Below are 25,346 nucleotides of genomic sequence, written 5' to 3' on the forward strand. Positions count from 1 at the left end.
ATGTCCTAAGTTCGGCGGGTTAGACTTCAGCAGCTTGCTTACATGCTGCATCTGCGTCTCGTATCATGAAGTTTACCAAGGTCCTGGAAACACAGAGCTCTTCAGCGATCTGTTTTTGCGGTATTTCCGCCAGTCGGTGCCTTATGAATGCATCCTGGTGTCGCTGAGGGAGATCACTAATCGCTTTTGTGACGGTGCGCAGGCGTTCTTTGTTTTCCAGACGGGTAAAACCACATCGGGGATCGCTTCCGATCTGGACCAGACTGTTTTCGTCATCAAAAGATGCGGGCTGCTCGTTCCGATGTTTACGCACGTAATCTATGGCCGTATTCCTAACGATCCGAGACACATATCCCCGAAGCTTGATCGGCACCTCCGACGGAGGTGAAGCCAGGCATTTAAGTGCTGCATCCTGTAGAACATCCTCTGCCGCAGCGTGCGATCTCACCACTTTCAGTGCTTGACAGAATAGAAGACTTCTATTGCCCATAAGTTCCGCAATCAGGGCCTCGCGTGCGGCCTTACTACTGTTGTTCATGGCAAGACTCCAAATCTTGGCGCTCAGCAGAGACCAAGTTTCATTGGGTATTTTGGATTGAGAAGCCTGCCTGAGACTCGCATCTGAGCCTTCGAGTGGACAGCCGTCGTATCTCTCCTATAGGTTGTGTTGTCAAGCTGGAACGTCGTTTTTCCGAACTCATGGCGAAGTATTTTCGAGTTTCTCTTAAATTCCTGGAAGGCTCAGCCGTCGGTTTGTCAAAACCTCTCGTTTACCAGACCGAAAGCCCTACTGAATGCGATCCACTACTTCTGTCGACATGATGGATTCAAAGCTGTTGCGCTTGATATTGCGTCTCGGGCTTCCGGCAATTCTTGGGCTTTCCGCCAACGCCGTAAACCAATTCATAGATGCCCTTTGGATCACACGATTGTCCCCATTGGCCATGGCGGCTATCGGACTTACGTTCCCGGTATTGCTTGTCGTTGGCGCGGTCACAGCTGGGGTTGGGGTCGCAACAGCTGCTGAGATCGGCAGACGGATTGGCCGAGGTGATCAAGACGGTGCACATAACATCGTAGTAACCGCGGGTGTGCTTGCAGCCGGAGTATCAACGGTACTTGCCGCACTTGTGGCAGCCTATTATCAGCCCATCCTGAACGCGGTTGGGGCGTCGTCTGATACGTTGCCGCTGGCATGGGGCTACCTGAACGTGTTGCTTTGGTTTGCACCTTTTGCAGCGCTTCAAGTCGTATTTGACTTTACCGCCCTCGGTGCCGGTCATAGTTGGCGATCTATGCAATCACTCCTGCTGTGCTTTGGATTGAATATTGTATTGGACCCGATCTTTATCTTTGGATTTGGCTGGGGCGTTGGCGGGGCTGCTTTGGCGACCATATGTGGTCAGCTTGCCGCGTTGACGCTTTACGTTTTTTGGTTCCGAAGGGGAACTTTGGGCGTAAGACCGCAGCGTGGTCGCGTCGGCCGAGCTGAGGTTGTTGCACTTCTCAGATTTGCCCCTCCTGTCAGCCTTCTAAATCTTTTGACGGCAGCAGCTTTCCTGTTCGTGCTAAGACAAGCATCCCGAATTTCCGACGATCTTTTTGTGGCAGCTCTTAGCTTTGACCTACGGCTTGTTTCATTGGTCATAATCCCTGCACAGGGTCTGGCGCTTGGCGCACAAGCCGCAGTGAGCCATGCACATGGCGCGTCTCTGCATCAGCGTGCGCATGTGCTGGTCCGGTTTATTTTGATCTTGTCTTTTGGGTTCGGGGCTATCAGCATGATTGCCTTACTTGGTCTGCAATCCCTTTTGATACCCATGATGGTGCCGCAAGCAGAAATGGAAGCGGCTGCAGCTGGACTTCTTCCCTACTTTGCCGGCTACGTTATCGGGAGCTGTATCTACATCCCTTTGTTAACGGGGTTTCAGGCCAGAGATCGTGCAGTTCCAGCGGCGCTGGTCGCACTTGCACCGACCGGATATGTGATGCTACCGCTGGCCTATGTTTTACCCGCTATTTGGGGGTTCTCTGGACTGTTATGGGTATTCCCATTGTCCGGCCTCATAACCGCTGGATTGGCAATTGCTTTACATCTCATGAACGGCAGTCAGGCAGGTGCGCAATCAACTGCAGTACCTGCAGACACAGCATAGGCGAGACAGCCGCCGGGAACACTTAAAGTTTGAACATCCCGTTGTGCGCGTCGCTGCCATGATAAATTAGTCCATGACGCGTTTGGTGAAACAGGCAAAGGGGTGTCAAAAATGGCTGGCATCCCTACTCCATGCGACTTGGCGCAAGCTTCCGAAGCGGTCCAGATCGATAAAAGCACCTTAGGGCATCTGGGCGCGGATGGAGCAAAATACTGAGCAATCTCAGACCAGACGCAGTCTTCTTGCTGTTCTTCGATGTCTACGCCAATTTCACAGTTCAACCCAAGACCGGTCGCTACACCCAAGGCGCTATGCGATATCGATATCGAGAGATTGGGAAAATCGTTCAAAAACGGTTGCCCAGAGGACGACTTTTCGACCACTGCGTCGTGTGGTGCCAACCCTGTCTCCAGCAGTAACTGACGACACAGCCCATAGGCTGCACAGCGCATACGTTGATCGCGGGGTAACTCGTACACGCCTGCACGGTTGTGGTCTTCTTCCACGCTGTATTGCCGAGCTTTTTCCAGCGAATTCTGATCAGCCGCCCACCGTACATAGGCTTGCGTCATTGTCGGGCCAGCCATACGCGTATATGTGCTTGCACACATTCAGCCTGTTCTTGAACGAAGAAATGCCCTCCTTGGAACAGCCTGATTTCAGCTTCGGGACAAAGGCTGCGCCAGCAATCCAATGCCTGCTGAGGGACCTCAAGGTCTTCGATCCCACCCAGAATTAAGACCGGGCCGTCGTAAAATTCGGCTCGTTCCTGTTCTTGGTGCAACAACTGCAGGTCTGAGCGAAATACGGGTAGGATCAAATCCATAAGCTCTTGGTTTTCCAAAACCTCAGTGGAAGTTCCGCCCTGTGCGGCAAGACGTTTGATCAGGATCGAATCTGATAGGCCGTGGATATTCTTGTTAGAAAAACCAGGTGCAGCCCTTCCGCTAAGGATCAGCGGAAGCCTCATTCCCAACTCCAACGCAACTTCGTATGCAAGGGTGGCACCCATCGAATGCCCCATCAGCACCAGCTTGCTTCCGCTGCTTGCTAACGGTCTTAGGTCTTCGGCAATACGCTCTACTAAAGAGCGTCGACTTGTTGGTAAATCATCACCATAGCGACATCCTCGCCCCGGCAATTCGTAGGGGAAAAAACTCACGTCTGAACCGAGGCTTGTTTGCCAGCCAAACCAAGCCGACGCACTGCCGCCCGCGTAAGGAAGGCAGATGACGTTGCATCCACCTCCCTCAACATTCTGGGCCCAGTCCGGGCACCACGCTGGCGTGATATCCCGTGGTTGAAACATCACTCGGCCGCCGACAATGTTTGGACAGGCTTTAATTCGGGCTCCAAAAGCTGGGCTGCGATCTCCTCAACGCGGACGGCCAAAACCGACAAAAGCGTATCGCTAAGTCCATGAGTTTCTTCACTATAGCCCTGTACAAAGATTCTGGGATTGAAGTTGCCTGCTGTTTCAATCTGGTAGTTCCGACCAACCGACATATCGGCGATGTGAGGCGACAGATCGCTCAGAAGAGTCTCTCCAATTCTGCGCTGAAAACCCGTAGCAAGGATCACGAGGTCATAGTCCCGCTCTTCTACATGATCCATATCCACCTTTTGCAGCGTCAAAGATACTTTGTCGCCCTTCTCAACGGCTTGCGACACTTGTGTACTACGCAACAGACCGTAATCGGTGGCGCCAGTTACATCCTGCTCATAGAAAATGCCGTAAATCTGTTCGATCAGATCACCATCCACGACCGAATAGTTTGTGTTTGAGTATTCCTCCATAAGCGCGCGACGGCGTTCAGGCGGTTGTTGATAGACATACGACGTAAAGTCGACGTTGAAGATCTCGTTGACGAACGGGCTGTCGTCGGAGGGTTTCAACGCGTGGCTGCGGAAAATGAAATCGACCTGCGGCTGCGATGGATCGTTGACCAGATCATAGAAGATCTCTGCCCCGCTTTGCCCCGAACCGATAACCGCAATCTTCAGCGGCTCTTTCGCCGCAAGCCGGGGTTTCACCGTGCCCATATAGGTCGATCCGTGGACCACGTTGGCATTGTTCTTCAGTGGCTCAAAAACTCCGGGGACGAACGGCCGCCCACCGATCGCCAAGACCAGGTTCTTGGTAAGGCGCCGTGTTTGTTCACCGTGGGAATCCTCAGAAATGATGGACAACATCTGTACCCGCCCATCCGCGCCTTCAACGGCTTCGGCGCCAACTACACGCTGATCGTAGGAACAAAGGTCATCAAACTGTTCGGCGGCCCAACCAAAATAATCATTGAATTCGTGACGAGACGGGAAAAAACTTTTTCGGTTGATAAACCGTTCAAGCCGACCCATTGCGTGCAGGTAGCTGAGGAACGAGTATGGGCTGGCAGGATTTCTGAGCGATACCAGATCCTTGATAAAAGAAACCTGCATGTCAGAATTATCCAGCAACATGCCTGGGTGCCAGCTAAACGTCGGCTTTGCTTCCAGGAACGCGATATCAGGAACAGCGGTCCCCGATTGAGTACGCTCCTGAAGTGCAATCGCCAGCGCCAGATTTGAAGGCCCAAAGCCTACGCCTAGAAGGTCGTGAATTCTATCGGGCTGAGTCATTTCGAAGCTCCTGAAAAAAGTTGGGCGTTCAGCGACAGGCGCAGAGGTTCGCCAGGCTGTGCGGGGTTGGGGCGTGCCCAAAGGCGGGCCTTGAAGAAATAGTCGCGCTCAAGCCTGATCAGCGTGGCGCGTTTATGGGTGAAATCGAAATCCTTGACCCTTGCAAATCCAGATCGGGTCAGGTTGCGCAGTTGCTGGGTGTGGCTTGTGGCTGGCTCACCAACGATGGCCTGAGTGCGCGGCTCGACAAGAAACATGTAATGCATCAACGAAGGCAACCATGCGGTGATATAGTCCGCACCTCTTGCGCTGTCGTCACCCACCAGAACATGCCAACCCCGATCCCAGGCTCCGGCCTCGTAGTGGGCACCGAGACGGTTTTCCTTGGCCCAGTACAGTTCGAAGTAACAAAACGGTGCGCCGTCCAGACAACCCAGTACTGGCATCATATGAGGATCTTCTGCCATTTTAGCCAGGTAACTGCGATGGTAGTCCAGCGTTCCCGCCTCATCAAAGAATGCCGCAACACGCTCGTCATTCATCCATGTGTGGAAAAGGTCTAGATCGGCTTCGCGATCCAGTGACCGCAGGCTAAAGACCTGATCCAGCCACGGAATATAGCGATGATAGAGCTGGCCCGCTGGCTTTGGCGACCGCTTGGGGTGCTGCCCATGAGGGCCGGAAATCAACGATTGGGGATAGGAGGAGGGTGTTTGCGGCAACCACAATTCTGGGATTTGCCACAGCTGTTCAGCAAACACGCCAAGGTATGTCTCATCCAAAATCTGCGCTGCGCCACTTGAGAGCAGTTCGGGTTCTAGGGGCTGCCAACCTTTCCTGTTGAGGAGAACAAGCACTTCTTCGTCACAATGACTGGTCAATGCTTCAAACGCCGCGAGCGCGTCCCTGAGTTCGGTCAGTTCCCTCGGGGGCGCCAGCTCCAGCTTTCCGCCGCCGAGTTCTGCAACCTTCAACGTCTCGCTTTGTCCCCAAGCCGTAACGGTAACCGTGTTACCTGAACGGCGTGCGCAATGCCCAAGTCCGGTCGCTTGAGTTAGATCCAATGACATTTTGTCCCTCCGATTTTTCGGATCGCACGCGTGTAGTCACGCTTTTGCAGTAGGAACGAAGCTGGTCGGCAGAAATTTAGAAAAAACTCTTCTTGGACCTAAATTTTTTCTCCGCCCGCTCGTCAAGGGGATGATCCAATCCGGCGAACAGAGGGCGGTCATGACCGAAGACAAACAGTATTTCGTAGTGGTGAATATGCGCAGCGAGCATGCGCTATGGCCTGATCACCTGCCCATCCCGGCGGGCTGGGAAGCCGAAGGCTTTGCAGGTGGCGAAGATGATTGCGCGGCGCATGTCGACGCCATCGCAGCCTCGGCTGATCAGACACGCAAATAAGAACAAAAGGCGGCGGGCATGACTGTTCAAGGCGAAACTCTCAATTTGAAAAACAAAGAAGGTTTTCTGTTGGACTACGTGGTCGCACACGCAGAAACGCAGGCCGAAAAAACGGCTTTTGTATTCATTGGAAGGGACGGAAAAGAAGAAATCTACAGCTTTGCGCGTTTGTATTCCAGCACAGCGCAATATGCAGGATGGATAGGGTCGCAAACCCAACCGGGTGACCGGGTGCTGTTGGCCTTGGACTCTGGTCCCGCATACGTCTTGTCGTTTCTCGGCGCGCTTGCAGTCGGTGCGATTCCGGTACCACTGTTTCCGCCCGAAACCGCACGTGAGCACCACATGTCCCGTTTCCGGGCCGTCATTGCGGACGCAGAGCCTACATTGATCCTGACAGAACGGGATGTTGTAGCCGAATTGACAGCCCTGTCAAAAACCCCGGTGGTGGACGCTTATGAATGCCCTACTGGAAGCCGCCCGCTTGCTCCAATCAGCCCCCATGCAGACGACCTCGCCTTCCTGCAATACACATCTGGTTCGACTTCGGCGCCCAAGGGAGTGATGGTCAGTCACGGCAATATAGTCGCCAACGCGAAAGCGATGATCGATGCCGTTGGAGTGAACCCAGACGACGTCGTAGTAAGCTGGTTGCCAATCTACCATGACATGGGCCTGATCGCTAAAATCCTCATGCCGTTGGTCGCTGGAATTAAGACGATCAACATGTCGCCAAAGCGTTTTCTGATGCGCCCCGAACGCTGGCTTCAGGCCATCAGCGACCATCGGGGTACGATTTCCGGTGCTCCAGATTTTGCATATCGCCTTTGCGCCGATGTTGTCAGGGAAAGAACGCTGTCCCGCCTCGACCTGTCTGCCTGGCGCGTGGCATTTTCTGGCTCTGAGCCTGTCCGCGCCACAACACTTGACGCGTTTTCAAAACGGTTTCAGCCCTCTGGTTTTCGAAATGAAGCCCAACTTCCTTGTTACGGTTTGGCCGAAGCCACTCTCGCCGTGACAGGCATTGGACCGGATCATGCGCCGTCTACCGCCAAGGCTCCTGGTACAGACCAAGTCTACGTGGATTGCGGGCCGGCTTTGTCGAACACCGAGGTGCGTACTGGCGGACCAGATTTCGACTTGAACCGGCGGGAAGGTGTGGGAGAGGTATATGTTCACTCGCCGTCAATCACACTCGGCTATTGGAAAAACCCGCAAGCTACGGCCGACAGCTTTCGCGAAATCGACGGAAAACGTTGGCTCAGAACCGGAGACCTTGGGTTTCTTGCCGACGGTCACCTGCATCTGACGGGGCGAGCAAAAGACTTGATCATATTGGATGGGCAGAATGTCTTTCCGCAAGACATCGAGGTTTTCCTTGAAACGAACCAGTCTTCTACCCGATCCGGGCGCGTCGCTGCCTACGCACGCTCGCAAAACGGAGTGGAGAGTTATGGTGTCGCTTTGGAGATGCCGGGCAATAGACTTTCGGTAGCATTTGAAGATTTGGCGCGAGAAATCGCGTCGGAACTGGCCGCGATGTTCCAACACACACCGACCGAAATACTACTCCTTCCTCCACGCGCCCTGCCCCGTACTTCCAGCGGTAAACTCCAACGTCGCCAAACTGCTGAAATTGTAAATGACGCTCCAGAATTGCCGGTCTTTGTTTGGAGGGGCGGCACAACGGCGAATGACCAAGTCCTGACCGAATTTGAAGCGCAGCTTGCTAAGATCTGGAGCCAGATCCTTGGCGTCCGCGTAGGCGATCCAAATTCAAATTTCTTCGTACTGGGCGGATCTTCAGTTCAGGCCACTCGCCTTATAGCAAGACTTGAACAAGAGCTTTCCCTGGCCGTTGATCCGGCAGCACTGTTCGTGGAACCAACTCTTGCTGGCATGGCCAAACGTCTGGGCTCGGCGAAACCACTGACACGCATTCCTGAAGGAAATTCCGCGGCAATGCAGCCTGTCTCAGGTTTGGGTCGATATTTTTGGTTTTTGGATCGATTTGGATTTGGTGGTGTTTGTTCTGTTGCGTGTGGTGTTCGGTTTTCTGGCGATTTGGATGTTGGTGCTTTTGAGGTTGCGCTGGGTTTGGTTGTGGCACGGCAGGAGGCGTTGCGGTTGCGGTTTTCCGAGGCGTCTGATGGCGGGTTGACCTGTCGGGCTGTGCCGCCGAATGAGGCGCAGATTGTGCTGCAGCAGGTGGATTTGTCCGGGTTTGACGCGGATGTGGCCGAGGCGCGGCTGGCGGCATTGTCCGAGCAGGATGCGGGCGACAGGATCGATCTTTTGAACGGTCCTGGCTGGCGGGCAACTCTGGTGCACATGCCGCAGGGCCAGGCGCTGCTTTTGACGCTGCACCACATTCTCTGCGACGGCTGGTCGATGGGGATTTTGCAATCGGACCTTCTGGCCGCGCTGGCGGGCGAGGCAGGCGCACCGCTGAGCCCCGGCTATCTGGATGTACAACGCTGGCAGGCCGCCCTGGCCGAGGCCGGTGCGGGTCAGGACAGCCTGGACTGGTGGCTGGAAGTGTTCGGCAATGCGGCTCCTGACCGGCTGGAACTGCCCACCGACCGATCCCGTCCGGCGCAGCGCAGCTGGCGCGGAGGCCGGATCGAACAAGAGATCCCGGCCGATCTGGCCGCGCGGTTACGGGCGCTGGCGCAAGCCCGGGGCGCGACGTTGCAGCAGGTTCTGATGGCCGGTTGGGTGGCGCTGTTGCATCGGCTCACGGGCGCGCAGGATCTGTGCGTCGGTCTGCCTGTGGCCGGTCGCTCCCGGGCCGAGATGCAGGCGATGATTGGCCTGTTCGTCAACACTTTACCTTTGCCGGTTACCGTCGATCCGCGCGAAGGGTTTTCGGGGCTGGTCGACCGGGTCCGGGGGCAATCGGCAGAGGCCCTGGCGCATCAGGACGTATCGCTGGAGGCGTTGACCGCGGCGCTGCGCGGGGAAGACGCGGACGCTTCGCGACCATTGTTTGACGTGGTGCACGCGCATCAGCCGCTGATGGCGGACCGGATCACCCTGCCCGATGGGCAAGAAGCACAGGGGTTTGCACGCTCGACCGGGGCGCAACAGTTCGATCTGGCGCTGGAAACGGTTGAAAGCGCTGATGGGCCGATTGCGGCCGCGCTTGGCTATGATGTCGACCTGTTCGGTGCTGCGACACCGACGCGCTGGCTTGCGGCCTGGATCGACCTGCTGGCCGCCGGTGTGGCGGCACCGGATCGGGCGCTGGATTTGATCGATCTGCGCAGCCCGGCCGAGGCTGCGCAACTGCCCGCGCCCTGGCCCGACAGTCAGGCGCAAGCCGATACGCTGGTGCCTGCGGCGGTGGCGGCGCAGGACCCGACCCGTGTGGCGATCGTGTTTGACGGGGTTGAGACGAGCTATGGCGCGCTCAATGCGATGGCCAATCAGGTTGCCCATGCGCTGCTGGCGCGGGGTTTGACGCCCGAGAGCCGCGTGGGCGTGTGCCTGCCGCGCGGCGCGCAGGCGATTGCCGCCTGCCTGGGGGTGATGCGGGCGGGCTGTGCCTTTGTGCCGCTGGACCCGACCCATCCGGAGGACCGGCGCGCCTATATTCTGGACGACAGCGCCGCCGCTCTGGTGATTGCGGATAAAGAGGCCGGGATAGACACTCTGTTCCCGGATGACATTAACGGCCCGGAAACGGATCCTGCGGCAGAGTTGAGCCCGGATCAGCTGGCTTATGTGATCTACACGTCCGGATCAACGGGCCAGCCCAAAGGGGTCGCGGTTGAACACGGCCCTCTGGCCATGCATGTGGCCACCACCGCTGCGGCCTATGAGATGGGTGCCGATTGCCGCGAGTTGCATATGCTGTCGCTGGCCTTTGACGGTGCGCATGAGCGTTGGATGGTACCGTTCTGGCTGGGCGGCGCGATCGTAATGCGCCCTGATGCCCTGTGGTCGGGGGCCGAGACCCTGCAGGTGATGGCGGATCAGTCCGTCACCAATGCAGGCTTTCCCACCGCGTTGCTGCATCAGGTGGCTGACGCGGCGCGTGGATCAGAGGCCCCGCCGGTTCAGATGTATTCCTTTGGCGGCGAAGCCATGCCGCGGGCCGGCTTTGATCTTGTGGCGCAGGCATTGCAGCCTGAGCTGATGATCAACGGGTATGGGCCCACGGAATGCGTGATCTCGCCAATGATCTGGAAGGCGCAGCCGGGCAGCGAGGCGGCGCAGTTCGACACGCCCAACGCTCCGATTGGACGTCCGGTCGGTGCCCGGCGCGCCTATGTACTGGACGATCGGCTGCGGCCGGTTCTGCCCGGCCAGCCAGGTGAGCTCTACCTCGCCGGTGGTCTGGCGCGTGGATATCTGGGCCGCCCGGGTCAGACGGCGCGGGTGTTTTTGCCCGACCCGTTCGGCACCCCTGGCAGCCGCATGTACCGAACCGGCGACCGGGTGCGGCAGCGCGCGGACGGGGTGATCGAGTATCTCGGACGCGCCGACCGGCAGATCAAACTGCGCGGGTACCGGATCGAACCGGGTGAGATCGAAGCCCGGCTGATGGCCTGCGAAGAGGTGGCCCAGGCCCATGTCGCCCGCGTCGATCAAGACCACGGCCCCCTGTTGGCTGCCTGGGTCACACCGGCCCAGGGCGCAAACCCGGACGAGGCCAGTCTGCAACGCCGCCTTGCCGCCGACCTGCCCGCCTACATGGTGCCCGCGCAGATCGAAACCCTGACCGCCTTCCCCAAAACCCCGAACGGCAAAACCGACACCAAAGCCCTGCGCCTCACCCCGCGCGCACAACCAGCCAGCCAAACAGACGAAACCCTCACCCAAACCGAAGCCAAAATCGCAGACATCTGGACACAAATCCTCAAAACAAAACCAAACAAAAAATCCAACTTCTTCAAACAAGGCGGAGACTCAATCAAAGCAATTCAGCTCTCGACACACCTAGGTCGCGAGGGGATAGACGTTTCCTTGAAAGCGATTTTCGAAAAGCTCACTTTGGAAGCCATTTCTTCTGCAGCAATGAACACCCGAAAACCGCAGGAAGTTGTTAAGCCGGGTCAGGCAGAACTGACACCAATCCAACGCTGGTTTTTTGAGCGCGACGACCCGACCCCAGAGCACTGGAACCAATTCGTGTGTTTAGGCGTTGATGCATCGGTTGATGATGCCACTCTTGAGGCAGCACTAGGTAAACTGACTTCCGTTCATGAAGTTTTCAGAACGGCGTTTCGTAAAGACAGTGGAGTATGGCATGCCGAAATACGGGAGAAGGAAAGCCCGGTAAAGCTGGCCAAGTGTTTTGAGGCTGATCTTCCCGTATATCTGGCGCGGGCTCACGAAAGCCTGTCCTTGGAAAGTGGTGATCTGTTCCGTGCAATTCGCACCAATGGCGAAAGCGATAGATTGTATCTGATCGCGCACCACCTGATCGTCGACGGCATATCCTGGCGCATTCTGATCGAGGATCTGGAATTGCTCTTGTCCGGGCGTGACGAAATCACAACCGGCGGGTCACCAAGCTTGTGGGCAAAGGGCGTTATCCAAACACATGTGCCCGAAAAGGTCACAGCAGGATGGTACGCTACCTCGAAACTGATCAAGCCGCTTCCCGTCGACAACCCCGACAGCGCAAACACAGCATTACGTTTACGGACAGTACAAAGGACGATCGGCCATCAGACGACCATGTCGGCTAAGCAGGTTGGTCTTCGCCCCTACAAAGCTGATCTGCAGACGATAATGCTATCGGCGTTGGCTCAGTCTCTTTGGGGTTGGACTGGTGAAAGACAAACCGTAATTGCTGTGGAAACGCACGGAAGAACGAATGTAGTTCCGGTGCCGGACCGATCGGTGGGCTGGTTTACTTCTGTAGCCCCGGTCGTGGTGGCGGCTGGGTCTGAGAGCGACAGCATTTGCGCTACAAAGGAAGCACATGCCAGCGCACTAGAGTTTGCGCCCCTCTTCAATAAATGGCGGCTGGAAAATCAAGCTCCGGCTGCTCGGATCGCATTTAACCACCTGGGTGAAAATCAACCGGCTGAAGGCACGTTGCGATTGGATATGTCAAGGTCGGGCCTATCAATGGGTCCGCAATCCCCGATTGAAACGGATATTTGTCTGAATTCCTGGATATCTGAAGGACAACTCCATCTTGATTGGGAATTTGCGTCAGATCGCTTGGCTCAATCAACGGTACTCGAATTGGCTGAGCAGTTTGAAAGTGCCTTCGAGCGGCTGATTGAGCATTGCCGTGCTGCGGTTCCACGTGCCACTTCGTCGGACTATCCATTGGCGCAGCTATCACAGCACGATCTGGACCAATTGCAGCCTGGTCACAACGGGATCAGTGACATCTATCCCGTTACCTCAATGCAAGCCGGAATGCTGTTCCATTCCGAAATTGAAACGGACGATCCTTACGTCAGCCAGATGCGGCTGGATCTAAGAAATTTGGATGGTGATCGCTTCATTCAAGCGTGGAAACAGGTCACTGAACGTCATGATGTCTTCCGCACCGGATTTATTGCGTCCGCTCAAACCGGCCAATATCTGCAGCTGGTCCACAAAACGCTTCAAGTTGATATTCGTCAGATCCATTCCTGTGGAGATGTCGATACCGAAATCAAAAAAGCTATGGCCGAAGACAAGGCTCGCGGTTTTGACCTCAGTTCTCCACCTCTGTCGCGGCTAACACTGATTGAAACTGAAGGTGGATCAGCACATGCCATCTGGACCTGTCACCACCTCCTGACTGATGGTTGGAGCCTCGGCGTGTTTCTTGCAGAGGTTAGCCGGCAATACGAAAGCCCATCGTCAGAACTGCCAACAGCCCCACGTTTCAAAGATCACGTGGCACAGTTGCAAGCGCGTGAGTTTGATGCAGCCTTCTGGCGTGCGGAATTGTCTGAACTTGAAAGCCCAACAAGGCTTGCGGACGCTTTCGCGACACCCAACGAAGGTCGCTCGACCCAAATCGTCGTTCTGGACAAGACTCTTCAGGCCAGTCTGGAGGACGCAACCCAGCGTTTGGGAGTAACAACGAACACGCTGTTTCAGGCGGCTCTGGCGGTTGTATTAAAGCGCTACCAGTACGAGACGACGGTTAGTTTCGGCGTGACAACGTCTGGGCGGTCCCAAGGGGCCGATGACAATGCGGTGGGCCTGTTCATATCCACTCTGCCGATGATCGTGGATATGAGCGATACAGCTTTGTCAGATTGGCTGGCCGGGATTCAACATACCGGCCTTGCGTTGCTTGAGCATGAAGGCGATCCGCTCACGTCCATAGCAGCCCAAGCACCACAAAGGGGGGGCGAGCTGTTCGATACTTTGCTTGTGTTCGAGAATTACCCATTGGATGCAGCACTTGTAGGTCAAAGCGATGCAAGCTTCAGGATTGACGGATACGAAGCCGAAGAGCGTACGAACTACCCGCTGACGATCTCTGTGATTCCGGGCGAAACACTATCCCTGCGCTTGGCGGCCAACGCTGGGGTGTTCGGCCCTGAGGGATTGCAAAGGATAAAAACCGAACTGATCGCAGCGTTGAGCGAGCTTGTTGATCCTGTACGCCGTACCGTGTCGGACATCCGCTCGGCTCTGGCTGATCCGATAGCTTTGCCGGAACTCCCCCAAGCCCCGTCTGGCACGCTGGCACAGGCATTTTCAAAGATTGCCTTGCAGCAACCCGGGGCCCCTGCCCTGCAATGCGAAAGTGAACGTCTCACCTATGCCGAGCTTGACCACATGGCAAACGCTGCGGCGCATCAGCTAATCGCATCGGGTGTTCGCCCAGGCGACTATGTTGGTCTTGCCTGCGAACGTTCTGTCGAGCTTGTCGCAGGGATGTTGGGCATCCTCAAAGCAGGCGCTGCCTATGTCCCACTTGACCCGGCAAACCCAATCGAGCGCCTACGTTTCATCAAGGAAGACGCTGGGCTATCAACAATTGTCTGCGATAGCTCCTTGCCAGATGGTTTCGAAGGTGCACTGGTTCCTGACTATTCCATTCCTGTAGTCACTGCGCCGGATGTCGTTTCCGGAGATGTAGCTTATGTGATTTATACATCCGGCTCTACCGGTCGACCCAAAGGCGTCGAGGTCACGCATTCCAATGCCTTACACCTGTTGACCCGCAACACTTACGACTTCGGACCTAACGATGTGTGGACTGCCTTCCATGCCTATAGTTTCGACTTCTCAGTGTGGGAGATCTTTGGGGCTTTGCTGTCTGGTGGCGAAGTGGTCATTGTGCCTTATGTGATCAGCCGTGATCCGCAGGCGACGGCCCAGCTGCTTGGAGACGCAGGGGTAACTGTTTTCTGTCAGACCCCGACGGCGTTTCAGCAGATTCTGCCGGAAATTCTGAGGCAGCCTGCTCTGCCACTGCGTCACCTTTTCCTGGGCGCGGAAACCGTAGACCTGTCCATGCTCGAACCTGTTTGGCAGCGCTTCCCCAGTCTTCGTGTCTACAACTTGTATGGTCCGACCGAGGCCACGGTTTTTGTGGCCAAACACGAAATATTAGCCGAAGACTTACAGCACCGAGCGCATGCACCACTTGGGCGAGCCACCGACGGAACTGCACTGTTGCTCCTGGACGATCTGGGTATACCCGTCTCTGCCGGTGCCACCGGGGAGATACATGTTGCCGGGCCCGCGGTAACACGAGGGTATCTCGGCCGAACCGATTTGACCGAACGCTCCTTCCCTCAGCGAGACGGATCGCGTCTGTATCGCACCGGAGATCTCGCGCGACTTGCACCGGATGGATTGCTTGAATTCAAAGGTCGTGCCGATCAGCAAGTAAAGTTGCGCGGATTTCGGATTGAGTTAGGTGAGATCGAAGCCGTCTTGCGTTCCCAACCCGGTGTAACCGAAGCTGTTGTGGTTCTGCATCAAGACCAAGGTTTGACCGACCTCGCCGCTTATGTTTCAGGTGTGGTGCCGGATGACCTCCGGTCCAGACTTGCGTCGGAATTGCCACCGCACATGGTGCCACGGTGGATCACTGCGCTCGACACCATGCCAATGAACGCGAACGGTAAGCTTGACCGTAGCGCTTTGCCGCGCCCCCAAAGCAACCGGCGCGTCGGGCGACCGCCGTCAACAGAAATGGAAAGAGCCCTCGCCGTACATTGGGAAAATTTGCTGGGTGTTACTCAGGTTTTTGCCGACGACGACTTCTTTTCGTTGGGTGGGCATTCCTTGCTTGCGACCCGGCTCCGTGCCGCGCTGGAAAACGAGCTGGGACTGTCCCTGCCGTTGAAGACAGTGTTTGAAAAACGACAGCTTTCGACCTTGGCAAAAGCTCTGGAAGAAATGGCTGCTCCTCATGACAACTTTGATGATCTTGCAGATCTGATGTCAGAACTGGAAACCGAATGATCGATCCCCGACTTAACCTTGCCACCCGTTTTCTTGCCTTAACCCCAGAAAAACAAGGTTCATTTCTGAAAGCGTTAACGCAATCCGGCAGATCGGTGCAGGATTTGCCGCTGCCTGCGCTCCTGCAACCCGGAGACACAATCGGCATCTCAGGTTTGGGTCGATATTTTTGGTTTTTGGATCGATTTGGATTTGGTGGTGTTTGTTCTGTTGCGTGTGGTGTTCGGTTTTCTGGCGATTTGGATGTTGGTGCTTTTGAGGTTGCGCTGGGTTTGGTTGTGGCACGGCAGGAGGCGTTGCGGTTGCGGTTTTCCGAGGCGTCTGATGGCGGGTTGACCTGTCGGGCTGTGCCGCCGAATGAGGCGCAGATTGTGCTGCAGCAGGTGGATTTGTCCGGGTTTGACGCGGATGTGGCCGAGGCGCGGCTGGCGGCATTGTCCGAGCAGGATGCGGGCGACAGGATCGATCTTTTGAACGGTCCTGGCTGGCGGGCAACTCTGGTGCACATGCCGCAGGGCCAGGCGCTGCTTTTGACGCTGCACCACATTCTCTGCGACGGCTGGTCGATGGGGATTTTGCAATCGGACCTTCTGGCCGCGCTGGCGGGCGAGGCAGGCGCACCGCTGAGCCCCGGCTATCTGGATGTACAACGCTGGCAGGCCGCCCTGGCCGAGGCCGGTGCGGGTCAGGACAGCCTGGACTGGTGGCTGGAAGTGTTCGGCAATGCGGCTCCTGACCGGCTGGAACTGCCCACCGACCGATCCCGTCCGGCGCAGCGCAGCTGGCGCGGAGGCCGGATCGAACAAGAGATCCCGGCCGATCTGGCCGCGCGGTTACGGGCGCTGGCGCAAGCCCGGGGCGCGACGTTGCAGCAGGTTCTGATGGCCGGTTGGGTGGCGCTGTTGCATCGGCTCACGGGCGCGCAGGATCTGTGCGTCGGTCTGCCTGTGGCCGGTCGCTCCCGGGCCGAGATGCAGGCGATGATTGGCCTGTTCGTCAACACTTTACCTTTGCCGGTTACCGTCGATCCGCGCGAAGGGTTTTCGGGGCTGGTCGACCGGGTCCGGGGGCAATCGGCAGAGGCCCTGGCGCATCAGGACGTATCGCTGGAGGCGTTGACCGCGGCGCTGCGCGGGGAAGACGCGGACGCTTCGCGACCATTGTTTGACGTGGTGCACGCGCATCAGCCGCTGATGGCGGACCGGATCACCCTGCCCGATGGGCAAGAAGCACAGGGGTTTGCACGCTCGACCGGGGCGCAACAGTTCGATCTGGCGCTGGAAACGGTTGAAAGCGCTGATGGGCCGATTGCGGCCGCGCTTGGCTATGATGTCGACCTGTTCGGTGCTGCGACACCGACGCGCTGGCTTGCGGCCTGGATCGACCTGCTGGCCGCCGGTGTGGCGGCACCGGATCGGGCGCTGGATTTGATCGATCTGCGCAGCCCGGCCGAGGCTGCGCAACTGCCCGCGCCCTGGCCCGACAGTCAGGCGCAAGCCGATACGCTGGTGCCTGCGGCGGTGGCGGCGCAGGACCCGACCCGTGTGGCGATCGTGTTTGACGGGGTTGAGACGAGCTATGGCGCGCTCAATGCGATGGCCAATCAGGTTGCCCATGCGCTGCTGGCGCGGGGTTTGACGCCCGAGAGCCGCGTGGGCGTGTGCCTGCCGCGCGGCGCGCAGGCGATTGCCGCCTGCCTGGGGGTGATGCGGGCGGGCTGTGCCTTTGTGCCGCTGGACCCGACCCATCCGGAGGACCGGCGCGCCTATATTCTGGACGACAGCGCCGCCGCTCTGGTGATTGCGGATAAAGAGGCCGGGATAGACACTCTGTTCCCGGATGACATTAACGGCCCGGAAACGGATCCTGCGGCAGAGTTGAGCCCGGATCAGCTGGCTTATGTGATCTACACGTCCGGATCAACGGGCCAGCCCAAAGGGGTCGCGGTTGAACACGGCCCTCTGGCCATGCATGTGGCCACCACCGCTGCGGCCTATGAGATGGGTGCCGATTGCCGCGAGTTGCATATGCTGTCGCTGGCCTTTGACGGTGCGCATGAGCGTTGGATGGTACCGTTCTGGCTGGGCGGCGCGATCGTAATGCGCCCTGATGCCCTGTGGTCGGGGGCCGAGACCCTGCAGGTGATGGCGGATCAGTCCGTCACCAATGCAGGCTTTCCCACCGCGTTGCTGCATCAGGTGGCTGACGCGGCGCGTGGATCAGAGGCCCCGCCGGTTCAGATGTATTCCTTTGGCGGCGAAGCCATGCCGCGGGCCGGCTTTGATCTTGTGGCGCAGGCATTGCAGCCTGAGCTGATGATCAACGGGTATGGGCCCACGGAATGCGTGATCTCGCCAATGATCTGGAAGGCGCAGCCGGGCAGCGAGGCGGCGCAGTTCGACACGCCCAACGCTCCGATTGGACGTCCGGTCGGTGCCCGGCGCGCCTATGTACTGGACGATCGGCTGCGGCCGGTTCTGCCCGGCCAGCCAGGTGAGCTCTACCTCGCCGGTGGTCTGGCGCGTGGATATCTGGGCCGCCCGGGTCAGACGGCGCGGGTGTTTTTGCCCGACCCGTTCGGCACCCCTGGCAGCCGCATGTACCGAACCGGCGACCGGGTGCGGCAGCGCGCGGACGGGGTGATCGAGTATCTCGGACGCGCCGACCGGCAGATCAAACTGCGCGGGTACCGGATCGAACCGGGTGAGATCGAAGCCCGGCTGATGGCCTGCGAAGAGGTGGCCCAGGCCCATGTCGCCCGCGTCGATCAAGACCACGGCCCCCTGTTGGCTGCCTGGGTCACACCGGCCCAGGGCGCAAACCCGGACGAGGCCAGTCTGCAACGCCGCCTTGCCGCCGACCTGCCCGCCTACATGGTGCCCGCGCAGATCGAAACCCTGACCGCCTTCCCCAAAACCCCGAACGGCAAAACCGACACCAAAGCCCTGCGCCTCACCCCGCGCGCACAACCAGCCAGCCAAACAGACGAAACCCTCACCCAAACCGAAGCCAAAATCGCAGACATCTGGACACAAATCCTCAAAACAAAACCAAACAAAAAATCCAACTTCTTCAAACAAGGCGGAGACTCAATCAAAGCAATTCAGCTCGTAGATAGACTCCGAACTGAGTTTCCGGATCGCCAGCTTAGTTTGGCTGACCTGTTCAATTCGGCTGACCTGTCGACCCTGGCAAAGAGACTGGAACAAGAAGATCGCGAGAACTTGGCTGTCGTGCATCTGAAAGAAGGTGGTGAAAAAGGGAAGCTCTTCTTGTTTCCCGGTTTGATGGTGAACACGCGCGAATACGCTCCATTAGCGCACTACCTTGAACGTCATGGTCATGCCGAGCATTCGATATCCGGATTTGTTTGCTATTCGTTGAATGAAAACAGGTCGAGCGAAACCACTATCAGCGGGATCGCCGAAACTTACGCTGAATACATTCGCAAACACGCGATTGGTGCAGACTGCACATTTTTGGGTTGGTCCTGGGGGGGCGTGCTGGCTTATGAGACCGCGCGTTTGCTGGGCAAGGACATAGAATTGAGCTTTGTTGGCATGTTGGACGTTTGTGATTTGGACGTGAACTTCGCGACAGGCACGTTGATTGACATCACTCCACTGCAAGAAAAAGCCCTGACAGAACGTGTTGAGGAATGGCTGCCTCGCACGAAACTGCGCCCGAAATGGGAAGCTCTTTTTCGAAAGATGGACAGTGATCTTTTCCGTCAGTTTCTCAGGTATGTGCAGACCGCTGGCGGGCAGCTGCCGGTCGATGGTCCAAGTATAGGTTCCAGGGAATACGAACTTTGGACCTATTTGGACAACACGTTGATCTACCGGCAGCACCATACCCAAGCTACGGAAATACCGGTCCACGTCTGGCGGGCTGAAGATTCCATCAAACGCAAGTTGCAGCTGGTCGATTGGTCAAAATACACGCCGGGCGTTCAGCGCGTAGTTACCGTTCCCGGCGTCACGCACCGACAAATTGTCGATAGCCCGGACTTTCATCGAAGTTTTGCCCAAAGTCTGTCCGGAAACTGGGCCAAGGAGTTGACCGATGCGTGATCAGGCCCTGGACGCAACCCGCTCTGTTTCACATTTTGGGATCATCGCCGCTAATATGCCGTTCTTTGCGCTGCCCGGTGGATATGGCCTTAGCTGGTGGTTGAATGGTGCAGGGTCTGCCGACATGGCGGCCACATTCTTTATCCGCGCGTTTTGTGAAGGCCCGTTTATTGGTTTGTTCACGATGCTCTTCGGGTTCGGGGTCGCTCAGCAGCTTGCGGTTCAAGGTCAGGCTTTCGTGCTAAGACGCGCTCTGCTGATCGGCATAATTGGAATGTTCCACGGGTTACTTCTGTTTGGAGGAGACATCCTTCTGGCCTATGCGCTCTGTGCTGTTGCGTTCACCATTTTACGCCGGCGCATTCAAAACATGCTTGGTGCGGTAGTTGTTAGCATTTGCTTGTCAGTGCTGGGCCTGTTTGCCTTGTCAGCTTTGCAATTTCTGATTGAAATACCCCGTCCCGACGGAGAGGGAATTCTCACTGTGATGCAGTCAGGACGTTGGCAAGAAATCTTGTTGTTGAACGTCCAGGGATGGGTTGGGTTTTACGCAGCGCTGCCATTTCATTTGTTCTTTTTCATTTTTGGCAGCTTTGTTTTGGGTGTGTGGGTGTTCGAAAAGCTTGGAAATATGCTCATCGCCGCTGAAGCGTTGCGGGAATGGAGCAAGCCACTTTGGATCGCTGGATTGATCGGCAGCGGCGTTTACAGCGGCCTGATGCTCTTGGGACAGTTGCATCAGACTCCTGCCCTTGAATTTCTTGCTGCGCCTTTGCGGCCCCTGTTCGGTTTCATACTTATGTTGCCGTTGTTCAGTTGGTTGTATTTGTTGATGAATGCAAATCACGAACATCCTGTTGTTCGGCTGTTTTCTGTTACAGGTCGTGCATCTCTGAGCCTTTACGTCGCCCAATCCGTGATCGGAGTCGTGGTGTTTTCCGGCCTTGGGTTGTTTGCGACGTTACCGATGTCGGTGGTTTTGGTTTTTTCTTTCGCTGTCCTGATTGCCTTGCAACTTTTGATGGCGCTGTGGCTGCGGTTTTACGCAAACGGTCCTCTTGAAACGGTGATGAAATTATTGGTTGCGCGAAAACCCAGGCATTCAAACGCCTGATGGACGCCCGCGATGTATCTTTTAATAACAATTCCCTCACAGTAACTTGACAAAAAAACTAGGGAAATTTACTTCACAGCCTGAGCGTGCATGGCACGTGAATCAGCGAGATAGTTGCAGCCGATCTTTTGAGGCTGAAAGTCCAGCCAGACATTGAGGGACAGCAAACCCGTGCAGAGGTGAAAACACCCAAGCCGAACGGGGATGCTTTCGTGTTTCAAAACACATAACGCGCCGACGAAACCCGTCGACGCTTGGAGACGGAATATGTCAACACGAAGCAAGGTTCTGGCAGCAGGGCCATTGATGATATCGGTCGGGCTGGCGGCTCAGGGGGCTCAAGCGCAATCGAAACCGGAAGAAGTCGTTCTGGACACCATTACGGTCGAAGGAGATGACGCAGGTTCACTGGAAAACGTAGAAGGCTACGCCGCAGAGGCCTCCGGTACGGCATTGCGCGGGCTCCCTACAGACATTGCGACCACGCCGCGATCAGTCAGTGTAATTACTTCACAGCAAATCAACGATCAGGGCGCGACATCGCTTGAAGAAGCAATTGCTTACACACCCGGCGTGACTGTCCAAACCTATGGTTTGGATAACCGCTACGACCAGTTTGCGATCCGCGGGTTCGAAACGCAGACGTCTGGCAATTACCGAGATGGCATGCCGTTGCGCCTATATGGTTGGGGCGCATGGCGAACTGAGACCTTTGGCTTGGAACGTATCGAAGTACTGCGTGGCCCAACCTCGAGCCTCTATGGTGCCAATGAACCTGGCGGACTTGTAAACTCGATCACCAAACGTCCACGATTTGAACAAAGCACCCAAGCTCTTCTGCGGACCTCTGCATATGGTGGAGTAGAATTGGGGTTAGATACGACTGGCCCGGCCTCGGATACACTGGCTTATCGTTTCGTGTTTCTTGGCGGAGAAAACGGCACTGTTTACGACGAAGTAGACGAGCAGCGTTTGTATTTTGCGCCTTCTGTTACCTGGTCCCCAACGGATACGACGAACCTTACGGTGTTCGCTCAGTACCAAAAGGACAAAGTCGGCGACACGTACATTTTGGTCCCTCAATACGGGTCCCAGCTGCCCAATCCGTTGGGAGAGTACGACAACGATTTCTATTCCAACAATCCGAACCGCAACGATATCGAAACTACCCAAAGCTATGTTGGGTATGAGTTCGATCACGAATTCGGCGATGGTTTCACTTTCCGGTCACGGGCGCGATATGCAGACAATGATTGGACAAACGAAACCGCCTATGCTGGCGCGTTTTTCTCATCTGCTATCCTAGCCGGTCAGCCGCCTGTTTCAGGTGCTATCGATACGGCGACCCTGTACAATTTTGACGTTGATCAGACGACCAAACAAACTTCTTTTGACAACGGATTGTTGAAAGAGTTCTCGTTCGGCAATGTCAACGCAAGGGTAATTGGTGGTGTGGACTATTACCGTGGCGAGTATGACAACACCTATTCGTTTGGGTATGGCGGTACGCATCTGCTGCAGACCGGCAACATCCTCTTCATTCCGGGTGTTCCGACTACTCCGACGGTTTTCGACACAACTCAAGATGTCAAACAGACCGGGCTTTACCTGATCAGCAACTTCGAAATCGGTAACAACGTCATTGTGGACGCAAGTCTGCGTCATGATTGGGTAGATTTGGAAACCGAATTCAATGGCGCGAACCTGGACAACAAACAGGACTACACAAGTGGGCATTTCGGCGTTTCGTATAACTTCGATAATGGCGTAACAGTTTATGGGTCTGCGGCACGGTCATTCAATCTGCCTCCCGCAGGTGTGGACTCAACCGGCGAACCTTTGAATGTCGAAAAGGCCGAGGCCTATGAGATCGGCGCTAGATTCCGGCCGTTGGGTACAAATTCACTTCTTTCGATCGCCTTGTTCGACATCACCAAAACCAACACGCCCCAATCAATCCCCGGATTCCCGGGAGCATTTGAGCAAGTTGGTGAAGTTCGCTCGAAAGGTGTTGAAGTAGAAGTGAACTATGCTTTCGCCAACGGCTTTTCGATCCTGGGTGCATACAACTTTATTGACGCGAAAATTACCGACGATGAGGTTAACGAAGGCAATCGCGTAGCGCGTGTTCCTGAACACTCCGCTTCCTTGTGGCTAGCCTATGATGTTGCTCAAGCGCCGGGGCTGCGTCTTGGTGTTGGTGCGCGGTACACCGGGGAACGCTTCTCGGATAGTGCAAACACCGCCGCGTACGAACTGGATGATGTGACGGTATTCGACGCGTCCGTCAGCTATGCCTTTGAAGGGTGGCAAGCCACGCTGGCTGCGCGGAATTTGGCCGACAAACGATACGTCACCTATTGCCAAGCCGGTGACCCCAGCGGGCTGGTACCTGGAGCAATCGCATCCCAGGCTGGCGGGTGCGCCTACGGTGCAGGCCGGACTGTCGAGTTGACCCTCAGTCGCACATTCTAAAACCAATCCGGCCCGGGCGGGAGTATCCCCGCCCGGGTCACTTTGTCGAGGACACGAAAAATGCTGCGCAGACTTTTGACCTGTATTGCATTGGCACTCCTTCCCACAGGAGTCAGTGCTGATTCATTTCCGGTCGAAATCGAACATCGGTTTGGTGTTACCCAAATCGAAACGGAACCGAAGAAAATTGTTTCTCTCAGCTTCATTGGCCATGACTTTTTGCTGGCCCTCGGGATCGCTCCTTATGCATTGCGAAAATGGTACGGCACCGATCGTTTTGGCGTTTGGGTCTGGGGGCACGAAGCACTGGGGGATGCAGAACCCATTGTTATGCAAGGCGAAATCAATATCGAACAGATAGCCGCAATGCAGCCCGATCTGATCCTGGGCCAGTGGTCTGGAATGACCGAAAGAGACTACGCTCTGCTGTCGCGCATCGCTCCGACTGTGGCACCCAAAGCGGAATACGGCGACTATGGCACCCCATGGCAAGAGATGTTGCGAACCGTCGGCATAGCGACTGGTACATCTGACAAGGCCGAAATGGAAATTGAACGGATTGAGGGGCGGTTTGCGGGTATACGTGAAAGCCACCCCGAATGGCAGGGTGCTTCATCCGTTATGGTGTGGGCCGGGGAAACCGGAGCTTACACGGATCGAGACATTCGTGGCCGTTTTTTGGAAGATCTCGGTTTCGAAGTACCTGAGGCTGTCAATCAGCGCGGTACACTGGATAATTTCTATGTGCTGATCCCAGCCGAAGACCTAACGCCAATCGATGTTGATGCGCTGGTTTGGATCGACGCGGGAGGCTCAATACCCGTACTCAACCGCATGCCTTTGCGTCCAACGATGCGGGCCTATCAAGAGGGGCGAGAAGTTTACGCCGACCCGCTTTTGTCAGCCGCCTTGTCTCACTCAAGCCCTCTTAGCCTTGACTATGCGCTTGATCAGATCGTGCCACTGTTAGAAGCGGCGACGGACGGTGACCCGAAGACGGTTGTTCCTTCAGCGCGCGATGCAGGCATTCTTCCGGAGGGTTCCTGACATGACCGTCCAAACGACTTCCGTTCCCTCGGAACAGTCCCGCACCGACATGCGGAGCCTTTGGCTCTTTGTTTCGGTGTTGGGGCTTGTTTTACTATCGGGCTTCGCGTTGAAGCTCGGATTGCGACCAGTAGACTTTCTGCAGATCTGGTCGGCATTCACTGCGTTCGATGTTCAGTCTCCCGAACAGATCGTCATTCGGGAAATTCGTTTACCGCGCCTTGCAGCTTCGGTTTTGGCGGGCATTTCGCTTGGTATGGCCGGGGCTTTGATGCAAGGCATGACGCGGAACCCTCTGGCTGACCCGGGTATTCTGGGGGTCAATGCAGGGGCGTCGCTGGGCGTTGTTGTTTGCATTCTTATCTTGGGTGTAACCGATCCGGCTGCATTTATCTGGATTGCACTTGCTGGTGGTCTCATCGCATCCCTTTTGGTGTTTCTTCTGGGCGGAGGCAATCAAGCCAATCCGGCGCGTCTGATCCTTGCTGGTGCCGCTGTTTCGGCTCTGTTTCTTGCGCTCAGCCGGTCGCTGCTCTTGATCAGCCAGCAAACCTTGGATGTCTATCGGTTTTGGGTTTTGGGTGGATTTGACGGTGTCGATTTTGACACCATTCAGGTTCTGCTCCCGTTTTTTGCGGTTGGCGTTGTGATCGCGTTGATTGCTGCATTTGCACTGAACGCATTGATGCTGGGCGAAGACACCGCACGCAGTTTGGGAGTTCGGGTGGGCTTTGCACAGGTTTTGATCGGTCTGGCGATCGTCATCCTGTGCGGGGCCACTGTTTCGATGGCCGGTCCGATTGCCTTTGTTGGCTTGATCGTACCGCACCTGGCCCGACGCGTAGCCGGAGCCGACATGCGGTGGATGCTTCTGTTTTCGGCCAGTTTCGGTGCCCTTTTGATGACGGCCGCTGATCTACTGGGTCGAATGTCTTTGTTCGGAGGCAATATGCAAGCCGGGGTCATGTCGGCTCTCATCGGTGGGCCAATCCTGATCTGGCTTGTACGTCGCAACGGAGTGAGCAAGCTATGATCCTGCGTCTGCCATATCTTTCCTTACAGTGT

13 protein-coding genes are annotated in these 25,346 nt (G+C 56.3%); 8 read left to right on the forward strand and 5 right to left on the reverse strand.

All coding sequences use genetic code 11. The annotated features are described in order from the left end of the window. Positions 1-19: 19 nt before the first annotated feature. Complete coding sequence (locus ACXAGD_RS07705; RefSeq protein WP_475209397.1) at positions 20-538, reverse strand: sigma-70 family RNA polymerase sigma factor; 519 nt, start codon at positions 536-538, stop codon at positions 20-22. Positions 539-821: 283 nt separating this feature from the next. Here ACXAGD_RS07705 and ACXAGD_RS07710 point away from each other — a divergent pair, with 283 nt between their 5' ends. Then, a complete protein-coding gene (locus tag ACXAGD_RS07710) occupies positions 822-2,156 on the forward strand; it encodes an MATE family efflux transporter (protein ID WP_475209398.1) in 1,335 nt (444 codons plus the stop codon). Here ACXAGD_RS07710 and ACXAGD_RS07715 read toward each other — a convergent pair. From ACXAGD_RS07715 to ACXAGD_RS07730, 4 genes are read right to left on the reverse strand one after another with little or no spacing between them, the layout of a single operon-like run. Continuing rightward, positions 2,111-2,728, reverse strand: coding sequence for a 4'-phosphopantetheinyl transferase family protein (locus ACXAGD_RS07715; RefSeq protein ID WP_475209399.1), 618 nt, complete (start codon positions 2,726-2,728; stop codon positions 2,111-2,113). The two genes, ACXAGD_RS07710 and ACXAGD_RS07715, sit on opposite strands and share 46 nt — an antisense overlap. Continuing rightward, a complete protein-coding gene (locus tag ACXAGD_RS07720; RefSeq protein WP_475209400.1) occupies positions 2,725-3,465 on the reverse strand; it encodes a thioesterase II family protein in 741 nt (246 codons plus the stop codon). Before ACXAGD_RS07720 ends, ACXAGD_RS07715 begins: the two co-directional genes overlap by 4 nt. Beyond that, positions 3,465-4,775 carry a lysine N(6)-hydroxylase/L-ornithine N(5)-oxygenase family protein gene (locus ACXAGD_RS07725; RefSeq protein WP_475209401.1) on the reverse strand — a complete coding sequence of 437 codons (1,311 nt, stop codon included), beginning with the start codon at positions 4,773-4,775 and terminating at the stop codon, positions 3,465-3,467. The genes ACXAGD_RS07720 and ACXAGD_RS07725 overlap by 1 nt, the downstream gene beginning before the upstream one ends. Next, positions 4,772-5,845: a GNAT family N-acetyltransferase gene (locus ACXAGD_RS07730; protein WP_475209402.1), complete on the reverse strand. Its 1,074-nt coding sequence runs from the start codon at positions 5,843-5,845 to the stop codon at positions 4,772-4,774. The genes ACXAGD_RS07725 and ACXAGD_RS07730 overlap by 4 nt, the downstream gene beginning before the upstream one ends. Positions 5,846-6,005: 160 nt before the next feature. Between ACXAGD_RS07730 and ACXAGD_RS07735 the strand changes: the two genes are divergently transcribed. From ACXAGD_RS07735 to ACXAGD_RS07765, 7 genes are all read left to right on the forward strand, one after another. Next, positions 6,006-6,182, forward strand: a complete 177-nt coding sequence (locus ACXAGD_RS07735; RefSeq protein ID WP_475209403.1) for an MbtH family NRPS accessory protein — start codon at positions 6,006-6,008, stop codon at positions 6,180-6,182. A 78-nt stretch (positions 6,183-6,260) separates the two neighbouring features. Further along, positions 6,261-15,572: an amino acid adenylation domain-containing protein gene (locus tag ACXAGD_RS07740; protein WP_475212527.1), complete on the forward strand. Its 9,312-nt coding sequence runs from the start codon at positions 6,261-6,263 to the stop codon at positions 15,570-15,572. Next, positions 15,569-19,645, forward strand: a complete 4,077-nt coding sequence (locus tag ACXAGD_RS07745; protein ID WP_475209404.1) for a non-ribosomal peptide synthetase — start codon at positions 15,569-15,571, stop codon at positions 19,643-19,645. The genes ACXAGD_RS07740 and ACXAGD_RS07745 overlap by 4 nt, the downstream gene beginning before the upstream one ends. Next, on the forward strand, positions 19,638-20,759 hold the full coding sequence (locus ACXAGD_RS07750; RefSeq protein ID WP_475209405.1) for a DUF418 domain-containing protein: 1,122 nt from the start codon (positions 19,638-19,640) through the stop codon (positions 20,757-20,759). Before ACXAGD_RS07745 ends, ACXAGD_RS07750 begins: the two co-directional genes overlap by 8 nt. A 267-nt stretch (positions 20,760-21,026) precedes the next feature. Beyond that, positions 21,027-23,234 (forward strand): TonB-dependent siderophore receptor, encoded by a 2,208-nt coding sequence (locus ACXAGD_RS07755; RefSeq protein WP_475209406.1) that lies wholly within the window; start codon positions 21,027-21,029, stop codon positions 23,232-23,234. 60 nt (positions 23,235-23,294) lie between these two features. Further along, entirely contained in the window at positions 23,295-24,281 is a 987-nt protein-coding gene (locus ACXAGD_RS07760; RefSeq protein WP_475209407.1) for an ABC transporter substrate-binding protein, read from the forward strand. A gap of 1 nt (position 24,282) precedes the next feature. After that, on the forward strand, positions 24,283-25,314 hold the full coding sequence (locus ACXAGD_RS07765) for a FecCD family ABC transporter permease (protein ID WP_475209408.1): 1,032 nt from the start codon (positions 24,283-24,285) through the stop codon (positions 25,312-25,314). Positions 25,315-25,346 lie beyond the last annotated feature (32 nt).

The sequence above is a fragment of the Ruegeria sp. ABF4_144 genome, assembly GCF_056160045.1.